Annotated in this window: 13 protein-coding genes; all 13 read left to right on the forward strand. The window is 55.3% G+C overall.

The genetic code is table 11. The features are described from left to right. Positions 1-4 precede the first annotated feature (4 nt). The 13 genes from sctT (at position 5) to sctF (ending at position 12,125) form a co-directional block, all read left to right on the forward strand. Complete coding sequence (gene sctT / locus BVK86_RS26185; protein WP_075949139.1) at positions 5-811, forward strand: type III secretion system export apparatus subunit SctT; 807 nt, start codon at positions 5-7, stop codon at positions 809-811. Then, positions 786-1,820 (forward strand): EscU/YscU/HrcU family type III secretion system export apparatus switch protein, encoded by a 1,035-nt coding sequence (locus BVK86_RS26190; protein ID WP_075949140.1) that lies wholly within the window; start codon positions 786-788, stop codon positions 1,818-1,820. Before sctT ends, BVK86_RS26190 begins: the two co-directional genes overlap by 26 nt. Before the next feature lie 119 nt (positions 1,821-1,939). Continuing rightward, positions 1,940-2,431 (forward strand): type III secretion system translocator chaperone SicA, encoded by a 492-nt coding sequence (gene sicA / locus BVK86_RS26195; RefSeq protein WP_075949141.1) that lies wholly within the window; start codon positions 1,940-1,942, stop codon positions 2,429-2,431. Continuing rightward, positions 2,424-4,193, forward strand: a complete 1,770-nt coding sequence (gene sctE, locus BVK86_RS26200; RefSeq protein ID WP_075949142.1) for a type III secretion system translocon subunit SseC family protein — start codon at positions 2,424-2,426, stop codon at positions 4,191-4,193. Before sicA ends, sctE begins: the two co-directional genes overlap by 8 nt. A gap of 25 nt (positions 4,194-4,218) precedes the next feature. Next, positions 4,219-5,319 (forward strand): cell invasion protein, encoded by a 1,101-nt coding sequence (locus tag BVK86_RS26205; protein WP_075949143.1) that lies wholly within the window; start codon positions 4,219-4,221, stop codon positions 5,317-5,319. Positions 5,320-5,333: 14 nt separating this feature from the next. Next, positions 5,334-6,359, forward strand: coding sequence for an IpaD/SipD/SspD family type III secretion system needle tip protein (locus BVK86_RS26210; protein WP_075949144.1), 1,026 nt, complete (start codon positions 5,334-5,336; stop codon positions 6,357-6,359). A 103-nt stretch (positions 6,360-6,462) separates the two neighbouring features. Then, a complete protein-coding gene (locus BVK86_RS26215; RefSeq protein ID WP_075949145.1) occupies positions 6,463-6,717 on the forward strand; it encodes a phosphopantetheine-binding protein in 255 nt (84 codons plus the stop codon). Between the two features lie 4 nt (positions 6,718-6,721). Further along, positions 6,722-7,141, forward strand: coding sequence for a hypothetical protein (locus BVK86_RS26220; protein WP_139315806.1), 420 nt, complete (start codon positions 6,722-6,724; stop codon positions 7,139-7,141). A gap of 12 nt (positions 7,142-7,153) precedes the next feature. Beyond that, positions 7,154-8,524: a hypothetical protein gene (locus tag BVK86_RS26225; protein WP_231977944.1), complete on the forward strand. Its 1,371-nt coding sequence runs from the start codon at positions 7,154-7,156 to the stop codon at positions 8,522-8,524. 270 nt (positions 8,525-8,794) lie between these two features. Then, positions 8,795-10,114 carry a winged helix-turn-helix domain-containing protein gene (locus tag BVK86_RS26230; RefSeq protein WP_075949147.1) on the forward strand — a complete coding sequence of 440 codons (1,320 nt, stop codon included), beginning with the start codon at positions 8,795-8,797 and terminating at the stop codon, positions 10,112-10,114. Beyond that, positions 10,111-10,560 carry a transglycosylase SLT domain-containing protein gene (locus BVK86_RS26235; protein WP_075949148.1) on the forward strand — a complete coding sequence of 150 codons (450 nt, stop codon included), beginning with the start codon at positions 10,111-10,113 and terminating at the stop codon, positions 10,558-10,560. The genes BVK86_RS26230 and BVK86_RS26235 overlap by 4 nt, the downstream gene beginning before the upstream one ends. 131 nt (positions 10,561-10,691) lie before the next feature. Further along, positions 10,692-11,855, forward strand: coding sequence for a PrgH/EprH family type III secretion apparatus protein (locus BVK86_RS26240; RefSeq protein WP_075949149.1), 1,164 nt, complete (start codon positions 10,692-10,694; stop codon positions 11,853-11,855). Between the two features lie 9 nt (positions 11,856-11,864). Beyond that, the gene (gene sctF / locus BVK86_RS26245; RefSeq protein ID WP_075949150.1) at positions 11,865-12,125 is read left to right on the forward strand and encodes a type III secretion system needle filament subunit SctF; all 261 of its coding nucleotides are present in this window, start codon (positions 11,865-11,867) and stop codon (positions 12,123-12,125) included. The last annotated feature ends 51 nt before the right edge of the window (positions 12,126-12,176 follow it).

The raw sequence follows: 12,176 nt of genomic DNA on the forward strand, positions 1-12,176 counted from the left end.
CGCGATGTCGGTCACGTTGTTTTTCGACCTGTATGCCTGGTTCGCCGCCGCCATCCTGGGCGTGGCGCGCCTGGCGCCGATTTTTTTCATGTTGCCGTTTCTCAACAGCGGTGTGCTCACGGGGGCGCCACGCCAGGCGGTCATCGTGCTGGTGGCGACAGGGTTCTGGGCTTATGTGGGGGTGCCGTTGCCAGCGCTCGACGGCTTGGCTTTTTTCGGTCTGGTGTTACGCGAGGCCGGCATCGGCGTGCTGTTGGGATGCCTGTTGTGCTGGCCATTCTGGGTATTGCACGCCATGGGCAACCTGATCGACAACCAGCGCGGGGCCATGCTCAGCAGCACCGTGGACCCGGCCAACGGCAGCGATACTTCGGAGCTGGCGAATTTTCTCCAGTTGTTCGCCGCCGTGGTTTATCTCGAAGGTGGTGGCATGTTGCTGATGCTCGAAACCGTCGGCCACAGCTATCGCATTTGCACGCCGGTCAACGGTTGCGTAATGCACCTGACAGCGATTTTGAGCCTGCTGAATGCGCTGGTCAGCAAGACCCTCGTCATCAGCGCTCCGGTGGTGGCCGCGTTGTTGGTCAGCGAAGCACTGCTCGGTTTGCTCTCACGGTATGCGCCGCAAATGAACGCGTTCTCGGTGTCGCTGACGGTCAAGAGCCTGGTGGCGTTGGTGGTGTTGATGCTGTATTTCGGTGCGCACCTGCCCGACGAAGTCCTGCGCCTGGGCGCCAGATCCCAAGGGCTGGAACATTATCTGGGCCGTGAAGGGGAGGCCGTCGATGTCGTCCAGCGCCTCGAAGACTGAGAAACCCACCGCCAAACGTCTGCGCGATGCCTCCCGCAAAGGTCAGACGTTCAAGGCCAAGGATCTGGTGATTACCTGCCTGACCCTCTGCGGCATTTCCTACATGGTGTTCAACAGTTCACTGTTTGAGGTCATGGAAGTCTATCGGCGGATCATCGCCAATGACTTTGACATGGACCTGCAAGCGTATTCGGCGATGCTGGTGCTGGTTGGGCTCAAGGCGTTGTTGCCGTTGCTGCTGGTGTGTGTGTTGACCAGCGCATTGCCGGCGCTGTTGCAGAGCGGTTTCGCCCTGGCCAGCGAAGCCTTGAAACTCAATCTCGGCGCGTTGAATCCGATCAATGGCTTTAAAAAACTGTTCAGCATGCGCACCGTCAAAGACACCGTGAAAGCGCTGCTGTACCTGGGCAGTTTTGCCCTGGCGCTGTGGATCGTCTGGATCACCCAGCGCCAACTGGTGTTTGCCCAGTTGTTCGCGCAGGCCCCGGACCTGTTCGCTATCTGGGGTCATTTACTGTTGGTGTTGGTGCTGGCATTCCTCGGCTGCGTACTACTGATCGTCGTGCTGGATGCGCTCAGCGAATACTGGCTGTTCATGAAAGATCAGATGATGGACAAGGACGCGGTCAAGCGTGAATACAAGGAGCAGGACGGCAACCCGGAAATCAAGGGACGCCGTCGTGACCTGCATCGGGAGCTGCTGTCGGAGCAGATCAAGTCCGATGTGCGCAGCTCACGGATGATCATCGCCAACCCGACCCACATCGCCATCGGGGTGTACTTCCGTCCGGAAATCACCGTGCTGCCGTTTATCTCCCTGATGGAAACCAATCAACGCGCCCTGGCCGTTCGGGCCTATGCCAAGGAGGTCGGTGTGCCGGTGATCAACGACATCGCCCTGGCTCGACGGATCTTCAAGACCCACCAGCGCTACAGCTTCCTCCAGGTCCAGGAAGTCGAAGAAGTCCTGCGTCTGTTGATCTGGCTCGAGCAGGTCGAGAACGCCTGATTTTCCACCTTTCCCTTTTCCTCCGAACGCCGGCATGAGCGCAATTTGGCAGCGTGCTCACCGGCGCTTTGGCTCAATGCAGTCGTCAGCAACGCTGACGTTTTTCAGGAGTGTGGCTGATGAGTCGCGATAAACAACCCGATGAACAAGTGGCCCTCGACGTCGTGGAAGCAGTGCTCGGTGGCGCGGCTTTGAAAGACGTGCAAGGCATCAGTGACGAGCACATGAGCAGTCTCTATGCCTTCGCGTTCCAGTTCTATGAACAGGGGCGGCTGGACGATGCGCAAAAGTTCTTCCACTTCCTGTGCATCTACGACTTCAACAACAGCCATTACTGGATGGGGTTGGCCGCTGTGCACCAACTCAAGGAGGACCACCAGAAAGCGATTGACCTGTATGCGATCGCCTTCGCCCAGGGCAAGAACGACTACCGGCCAATGCTGTACACCGGCCAGTGTCACCTGGCGCTGGGCAAGATCGGCAAGGCCCGGTTGTGTTTCGAGTATGTGCTTGAACAAGCCACGGAAGAGGATTTGCGTGAACAGGCTCAGGTGTATCTCGACACCTTGAGTCAAATTGAAAAGGAATGTTCGGAGACTGAGCATGAGTGAAATCAGAAGTACTTTTACCCCGGCCGTTTCGGGCCTGATAGCTCGAACCGAAGCCTTTGAAAAATATGGCAAGGCAGCCAGCCAGGCCGCCAGAACTGCCGATTATCAGAAGGCCGGCCAGGACGCTTTGGCCCGCCTGATGTCGGTGAGCTACGAAGGCCAGCCCGGGCCTTCCGTCGCCAGCGCGGGCAGGCCCCTGCTGCATGCGCCACCACCACGCGCCGACGGCAATAAGCAGGAAACCAACGGTGATCTGTTCACGCTGTTGATGGCGCTCATCAGCGAGCTGATTGGCGAGGTCGACGTCAACAAGCTGAAAAACCGCCTGGCGATGTTGCAAAGCATGGCCGGCGCCAGGCAGCAGGGGCACGAAAAACTGGCGGCGGAATACGCGGCAGCCGTTGAGGCGCTGGAGGCTGCCGAAGGCCAGGTCGGGAGCAGCCAGGAGCATCTGGATCTGTTGCGCGAACGTGTTCTGAATTGTCAGGGGCTGCTGGATGAGAGCGAAGCACGGCTGGCGGGGCTGGATCCTGAGTCACCGGAATACGCTCGCGAACTGGCACTGCGCGACACGTTAAAAGGTGAACTGGCAGGGCATACCCAAACGCTGCAAAAAGCCGCCGAGGCACATCTGAAACTGATCGAGATCGCCAACGCCTGCGCCAGAACGCTGGCCGCGGTGGCCGTGAAGGTGCAGGAGGCCGGGCTCGCCGGACCTTCGGTAAAGGAGTCCAACGAAAAGGCGTTGAGCAGCAGCGCATTGGCGTTGCTCAATCGCTTGAAGATTATCGAGTTGCTCGGCGAGTCGGCGCAGACCAAGGAAGAGCTTAATCAGGAGTTGTTCCAGGAGCTGCAAGCCAGGCTTCAGGAACACATGAAGCTTGAGTCGGAAAAATATCTGGAAGAGGTGCGCAAGGCCGAAGCGCTGCAGAAAACCATGGGCTGCATTGGCAAGATTGTCGGTGCGATATTGACCGTTGCGACCATCGCTGCGGGCGTGTTGACCGCCAACCCGGTGCTGATCGCGGTGGGCGTCATTGGCGCTGCGGTGATGATCTCCGATTCGGTGATTCAGCAAGCGACCGGCGTGTCATTCATGGCCGAAGCCATGAAACCGCTGACAACCGTAATGCAGGAAGCTATCAAGCTATTCACCGACCTTTATACAAAATTGCTGGTGGCGTTCGGTGTCGACCCTGAGACCGCAAAAGACATCGCGCAAATTCTCGGCATGATCCAGGGCATCGCCGCAACGCTGGCCGCTGTTGCATTGGTCGCGGTGGTCGGGGCGCAGGTGATCGGTCCGATGGTCGGTGCCATCGCTTCGAAACTGTCCTCAATGATCGCCAACGCTGCGCCTGCTGCCATGCAGGCATTCAAGCAGCTGGGCTCATCGGTCAGCCACTCGCTGACGCAAATGCTCACCCAATTGCGCAGCTTCATCACCAACGGTGCCGATGCCGTGTCCCTGGCCCGTTACGCCGCCAATCTGCAGACGGCTCAGGCCGTCACCGAGTTCAGCAATGTGGCCGTGCAAGGCGGGTTGCAGATCAAAAGCGGCCATCACCAGGCCCAGGCCGCTGTACATCTGGCCGATGTGCGGGCGCGCATGGCGATCAGCGAAGAGGTCACTTCCTACCTCTCCCGATTGGTCGAGGACTACGGCCAGGCGATGCAGGTCCGCACCCGACAGATCGAACAGGTGCTTGCTGACATGCAACGCAGTCATTCCGTCAGTCAGTACATGGCCCGGCACGTTTGAACTCACGGATAAAAGGTGATTTTTCATGGCTACCATTCACACCACAACCAGGCCTGCACCATCGGTATTGACTCACGATCCAGTGAGCACCGCTGGGGTGAGCGAGTTCATCGCCCAGGAGCAACTCTCCAAGGATCTCAAGGGCAAACGCCTCTCGGATGCGGCGTTTCTCAACCAGATCACCGCACAGCAAGTGCTTCAGAAGGGGAGCTTCATAGCGCCTGCGGCGGCGGAACTCGAAGATGCAATCAATGCCTGGCAGCCCACTGAGTCGGCCTGGCAAGACGTTAACGGCGCACTGACCAGGCTCAACGAAGACCAACGCAATGAGCTGATGTTTGACCCCGGTGCCTGGGAAAAACATGCAAACGTATTGATTGCGGCAATTATTGCGTTGAATGTTGCACGGGTCGTCAACGCGCAGTTGCGCGGGCATTTTGGTGTCATGGCCGCGGACGCCGCCAAGGCCCAGGGTGAGGCCATTGTCGAATCAGGCAAGGCCGCCTTTAACAGCGCCATCACGGGCGCCGTGGTGTCCGGTGCAATCGCCGGTTTTGCCATGTTCAAGACTGTTCAAGGTCAAGGCCTTAAACATGCGGATATCAACCTGCACAAACGCAACGCGCTGGACGCCAACAATATCGAGCGCGACCTGAAGCACCATCGCTCCCGCGATGACTGGGACCCGCAAACAACCTACAAGATAAAGTCCTTCGATGATTTCGGTCGGTCGACTTCAGTCGATTTCAAACCCAAGGGGGCCACGCTCACATCTCAGGAGCAGGCCTGGTTCGACCGGGAAATTCTCAAGGCGCAGAAGATCGGTCAGACCTCCGACTGGCTGAGCCAAATGGGCATCAAGGGGATTGAGAAAAAACTTGAAATCGGCCGCACGCTCAGTGCCATGTCGATGAGTATGAGCCAGGTGGTGTCCAGCATGGTTCGTATGAGCGAGCACGCCGCGCGGGAGGAAGAAGTCCTGCAGCAAAGTGCACAGAACACGCAAAAGAGCTTGAGTGACGAGGTCGGCCAGAAAGACTCGGCCGATGGCGCGCTGCTGCAAAAACTCATGGACATGGTGATGCAGATACTCCAGTCGCGCGTTGAAGTGATTGGAAGGATTTGAGTGAGGGAAACGATATGAGAATTTCAGATTTCACCCATCCAGCGGCCAGGCCGCCAGCAGACTTAAACCTCAATACTGAAGCACCTCCGCGACCTGAATTGCCCATCGAGCGTCATGCTGCATTTTCCCTTGCGCAGTTGCTCGAGCGCTCGGTAAAAACACTGAATCGCAATCTGGAAACTATGCTCAAGCGCCCGACGGGCGACTTGGCCGAACAACGACAGGCTAAACAGATTCGATCGCAAATGTGGGTGCAGCAGGTAAAACAGAGTGCAATGGTGTTCACCCATTGCCTCGAAACACTGCCGATGGAACAGCGCCAGCGACTTTACGATGAGCAAAGCCGTATTCTCGGTGAGCTGAAGCAAATGCCGGTGCAGTTGGAAAACCCTGGGACATTCGACGCTGACGTGAACTCATCCAATGAGTTTTTCGACAAACTGCTCGAACTCATCGACTTGATCAAGAACGGCTATCTGGCCGGTTATGAGCACATCATCGCGGCGTACTCTGACTTTTTTTCCGACTTCAATACGGAAATCACGGCGAAGCTTAAAGACTGGATCGTAGGCGCCAACGACGGTAAAGAGGTCAAGCTCGACGCAGGTGCATTGCGCGCCGCGCTGGCCAGTCTGATCGAGAAATACACTCATCCCAACCCTGCATCCGTCCTGTATCCAGAACCCGGCAAAGGCGGAACCAGCAGGGAAGACGCTGAAAACTGGCGCCAGGCACTGGGCCTGCCCGCCAGCTGCCTCAAGCAAAATGCCGATGGCACTTACTGCGTGGTCATCGATACCGGTCCGCTGTGGACGATGAGAAACAGCTTGCCGGCGGGCGGCGTAGTGACCTGGGATACCGCCAGATTCCAGGCCTGGCAAACCGGCTTCAATGCTCAGGAAGAACGCATGAAGAACACCCTGCAGTCCTTCACGCAGAAATATTCAAACGCCAACTCTTACCACGACAACTTTAATAAAACGCTGTCTTCACATTTGAGCCAGTTTTCGGACATGTTGAAGGCGATGTTGAATTTTTGATCCGGATCCGTTGTTCGGGGTAGATAGGTAAATTTTAATTGTGCAGACGTGGAGCCAGTTCTGTGACTGGAGTTGCGTCTGCTTTTTAATTGTTGGAGACGTAATGGCGAAAGTTTTTAGTGATGAGCTTGATATTCTGGTTATAGAGGTTTTGTCGGATTATCTTGCGCCTTGCCAATGGAGAGTTGAAATGAGTTCCCGATTGGTGGAGGACCTGTGTGTCGATTCTGTCGGTCTAGTGGAAATTGTGATGTGTCTCAATCAGACATTTAACATTGATTTACCTGAAGCTGAGGTGGCTGAGTGGAACACCGTTGAGGATATCTGTTATTTGGTCAGATTTTGCAGAGGGTTATGAGCCTGTGGGTGATGCATTAACTATGAGTGTGAAATTTATAATTGATCAGTTTGTAGAAAAAATTGAGGAGCGGTTCGGTACAAGAAATTTACGGGGTGACGAGTGTTGTAGTGTTGAGTTGAGTCTGGAGGATGGCAATTTTTTTTGTCTTGATTTTGATGCGATGGGAACAGCGCTGATGATGTTTTTGTTTCGATTGCCCGTTGTGAAGACAGAAATGGAACTGCAAATAATCAATGAGGCTCTGGATCCGCAATGGGGCGACTTGGTGGGTAGCGTGGTTGAGGTGAGAGAACGAGACTTAGCGTATTTTAGTATGGTTGAATCAACGTCTTTGTGTGCTGAGTCGTTGATGGCGAATTTGATAAAAATGATATCGGGTCGAAAAAAAATAATAGAGTGTTTGGCTGGCACTATTCGCTGAGGGAGACTTGTTATGCTTAATGTTTCTGATTTTGGTGTGTCGCGCGCATCCAGCATGAGTAGTCTGTCTGCGGACGTTCAAGTCAATATTTTCAAGGGAGCGCTTGTTGCACTGGCAGATGACCGTGTGCGTATTAATCAAGTTGTTAGACTCATACGAGAAAACCGATCCTCTGAATGCGCCACTCATGGCTTGATGCCAAGGGGACGGTCGGGCTCTACGATTTTGCCGTCAAAAGAAATTCAGGATTTGAAACAGCGTGAGTTGGAAAAAAAAGCAAACGTATTTGACCACAGCCCCTATAAAGAGACTGCGAGTGAAAATAAAAAACTTGAGAGAATATTGGGTAAAAGCCTAAGTTGTAGCCGCGAATTGGCGTCGATCGCAAAAAGAATCAGGGAGGTTACAGGCAGCCCGATGAGATTCAATGATTTTTCTCCTCAGCAGCAGCAGAAGATCATCGAAGAAAGTGCGTACATTGGAGGGGCGCATGAGTTACTCGCGGATATGGATACGTTGGATGCACATGTCCTTGCGACTCTGATAAAAGCAGAGAGTAAGGAATATGATGTTGGTGACATGGAGCGAAGAAAATGCATGTTCAATCATGTTCGTACTCCTGATAATCCAATTTACCCTTGGAATAGTCATCGATTTGATCTCGAGATTTTTGAGGTGACAAATCCAATTCAATATACTGAGGAGGTTCGAAATTTAATTGCTGATCGATGGAATGATTTTCTTGTCAGGACAAAGGATGTCGAAGCATATTTGTATGAGGAAGTAGGTCTGTCGTTGATTGATATTGATGATGGTATTCTAGGTATTATTCAAGGGTTGAGTACGTCGGATAGAAAAAAATTGCTGAAGGATGTATTGCATATTAATTGGAGTACTGAACGTTTTGTTGAGGATGAAAAAAATAATCGACTTAACAATCCGCTAGGCCCTCAATTCCGACAGCACACCACTGGCGCGAAAACGAATGTTGTAAGAGTCTCGGATAAAGAAGATAAAAATGTAAATAAGTGGGTTTTTGAAGCAATTGTACACGGCAAGCCTGTTGCCTCTGGGCCAAGTGGGCATACGTTGCGGTATCTGAATCATTATGCGATGTGCAGTGAAATGCATGGGTTATCAAACGAAGCCCCCAAAGATCTTCCAAGTTTGGAAGAGGCGCGGCTCGTCATGCTTGGCAATTTAATGGCACCTAAGGATCATCATTCTTATCATGAAATAATGCTCGCTTCGATAGGGGTTTATAATGGGGTGGATATTTTAGAGTATAAATATAAAGAGTCATATGATGATATTGGTTCAACTAAAGTTGGCGCAGATGCGTTGAAGTGCGCTCAAGCCGAACTGGCCTTGAATAAAAGATGAGTGTCGGCACGTTATAGGATTGGCAAAACAGCAACGCAGGTGGCCAGAGTGGTGTCAGAAAAGTGTTATAGGTCGAATGTTCAAAAACTAGGTGACTTGATTTTTGACGGAGGCTACGAGCTATGTCGTAATTTCCCACATCTATGGAGTGAATAGTCCTACGGAATCCCCCCACTCAACTTCCTATAGTCACGCAGCTTGTTATCTCGAGCCTGGCCCTTCACAGGCTCGATTGCGTTTCAGTCCCTTCCTATAGAGAAGTCTCAAAGTATGGACAGTGCCACTGATCAATTGCCGGTCCCGTCGTACGTTTTTGACCACTGGCAACTGCAAAGCGACGGAACGCTGATGCGAGATGGACAAGGCGTCCACATCCCCCCAAAAGAGTTGAGTGTTTTACGTCTGCTGCTCGGTTCGGCGGGCACGGTGATCAGCAAGGACCACTTGCTGGACCGTGTATGGCCCGAAACCGATGCGGCGGAAGAGTCGTTGACCCGTTGCATTTACGCGTTACGCAAGTTGCTCAGGGAGAACAAGGATTTCATTGCGACCGTGTACGGCCAGGGTTATCGCTTTACCTGCGCGGTTGTCGCACTGGACACGCCTGGCCACACAAAGGTTGCGGCGCCGACGCTGGCCGTTCTGCCATTTCGCCATCTCGACGAGGGTGCCGCTCTGGATCTGCAGGATGCGATGATCCGTCAGTTGACCACGGCGTTCGGCGAGGCATTGCACGTCATTCCCGCGGGATTGATGGCGGCTTACGGCCAACCGGTCGAGGTGCGGGCGATGGCTGGGCAATTGCCTGTCGATTACTGTTTGAGCGGCCGCGGTTCCGGCACCCGTGAGCGAGCACTCTGGTCGGTCGAGCTGATCCGTGGTTGTGATCATGTGTTGCTGCATGGGCAGACATTGGATGCCGGTGATCCGGCAGAGGCACTGAGTGCGTTGGCGTGTTTGTTGGCGCAGCGCATTCCCGGCTTGCGTCCTGTCGGTGATGCCTGTGCTTCATACCCGGCTGCCGTGGCCTACCTGCGTGGTTTGTGCAGCGTGCAGCAACACACGCCACAAAGCCTGCGCGATGCCCTTGTGCAGTTTCGGTACTGTTTGCAGTTGGCCGGAAATTACGCAGCGGCCTGGTGCGGGTTGGCAGATGCCTGGCTGGGGAAGGCCATGCTCGGTGTGTGCGAGCAAGGGCGTGCCATCGATGAGGCGGGATCCGCGATTTCCAGAGCCATGTCGCTGGATCCCGCCAGCGCCCAAGCGCTTGTGCGTCTGGCCCTGCTGACCAGCCTTCGTGGGTGCGAGGATGCTGCCAACGCGCTTTTTCGACGTTGTCTACTGGGCGCCGAACAGGCCGATGTTCATTTTTTCTACGCCTGGCATCACTGGTTTTGGCGACGGACCGAGCAGGCGACGCACAGTCTGGAAAAGTGCCTGCGACATGATCCCGAGTGTGTGCGGGCGAAGATATTCAAGGAGCGTATTGCACTTGCCAGCAAAGGCGCGGATGTCGTGCTGATGGGGCGACAAACCTTGCAGGGCGCTGAGCCGTCGCCTGTGCTTGATCGCTGGCGATCTCTGGCATGAGTCGGCGCACATTCAAACCGATCCTTATCTTGATGTGCCTTGGCTCCGGGGCCGCGCATGGGTTTTGTTGGCATTCGGCTGGCGAGAAGCATGCCATTGAGCCGGAACTGCTCCAGGCGATCGCCGAGGTGGAGTCGGGCCAGTCGGCGCGAGCGATGAATTACAACAAGGACGGCAGCCACGACATCGGCTTGATGCAAATCAACAGTCATCATCTTCCTCGTCTGAGCGAGCAGGGTATAACCGAACAGCGCCTGCTGGATGAGCCTTGCCTGTCGGTCGAAGTCGGTGCCTCGGTGCTCGCCGGTTTTGTCGCCCGTTTCGGCTACAACTGGACCGCGGTGGGGGCGTACAACGCCGGCAATTCTCCCCATCGGCAAGCCGCGCGCCTTCGCTATGCGCGCAAGGTCTGGCAGCGCTATCAGGTGTTTATCCAGGCGCGTTAGTGGCGGGCCAAGGGAAGGCTGGCCGCGGATTCTGATCCTCCGTGGAGCGCAATCGGCAGAATTCGATCAGGAATTCTGCGATCAGCCTTTCTAACATGCCTGCTCAATTTCACAGCGCTGGAGCTTGACCGGTGACAGACACTGCCCGACAGACCTGCGTTTTACGGATACTCAACGGTCCGCTGCAGGGATGCGAATTTCCCCTCGGCGACACCACCACGTTGTTCGTGGTCGGGGCTGCGGATCTGTTGGGGCAGGGGGCGCTGACAGCCAGTGTTCCTGCCGATGCAGTCTTCGTTCCGCTGGAGGAGGGTGGCTGCAATTTCGAGGTACTGGCGGATCAGGCGACGCCCGATGGCTTGCCGGTTCGGTTGCTCGACGACGCTGCAGAGCTACGTCATTGCGCCTTCCAGTGCAGGGTACAGATCGGCGGCCTGCAAATCGCCTTGCGCCCTGAGGACCAGACCTGGGCTCCTGAAGTGCTCGGACAACCCGTCTGGGCTTCATCCGAAACGTACAAGCCTGCGTGGTGGCGTAGCCCGTTGCCTCGATGGATCGCCGGTGGGCTGGCGCTAGCCGCGCTGGTCGCCACAACCCGTCTGTTGTCGGTACCCCAACCGGCGCCTGAAACCGATATCCGTGCGTTGATTGCCGGTGTCAGTGCCGAGGCCCGGGTGTTGAGCGGTCGTGACAATGCAATCTATGTCTTCGTGGCTTCCGAGCGCGATGCTGGCTGGAGTCGGCAGGTGCTGGTGCGCCACAACGCACTGAGCGGCAAAGTGTTGGTGACGGACCAGGAGCGCCGTCGACTGGAGCAGTTGCTGATAGACCATGATCTGCAACTGGCCTGGCACGCCCTTGATCTCAAGGATCCCTCGGCGCCGCGCCTGTTACTCAGTGCCCAACGTAATCTGCTGACACCTCAGAAGCAGGCGAAGCTGATCGAAGCACTGCTCGCGGCCGCGCCCTATGCCCGAGACATAACCCTGCAAGTGCAGGATGACAACCTGCTGGCTGATCTGGCGCAGGAGGGGCTGCAACGCCTTTCACTGGGGTTCAACCGCTCGGAGCAGGAGGGCAGTGTCACCTTCGCCGTGACGGGCAACCTGCAGGATTCCGAACTGGCCGCCGCTCGCCGTTTCGTCGACAGCTTTTACCAGCAGTGGGGTGATCGTTACGTGAACTTCACGGTCGAGCTCAAGGACGATGCGCTGAGTGACAAGTCGTTTCAAACCGGCCCCCAGGGCTACATCAAGATGACCTCGTCATCCTGGCATTTTCCAACACAACACTAAAGGTGACCCATGTCTGGTATTGGTATTCCGATCGATTTCTCCGATGACTTTCTCGGGCGTCAAGCCGCAGCGTTCGAACTTGGGGCAGAGAATCTCAAGATAGCGCTGGATAAGGCTTTGGACGAACTCAAGGATGATGCTTCCGACCCTTCGAAGCTGGCGGCCTATCAGGCAGCCTTTTCGTCCTACACGGTGTTCCGTAATGCCCAGACCAACACGATCAAGGGCTTCAAGGACATCGACATGGCGATCATCCAGGCGGCGCGTTGATTCTTTTTTTCGGTCGGCCATCGATGTAGATCGATGGCCTTTTTGAGTGCA

The organism is Pseudomonas reinekei (assembly GCF_001945365.1).
In the GTDB taxonomy this organism is placed as follows: domain Bacteria; phylum Pseudomonadota; class Gammaproteobacteria; order Pseudomonadales; family Pseudomonadaceae; genus Aquipseudomonas; species Aquipseudomonas reinekei.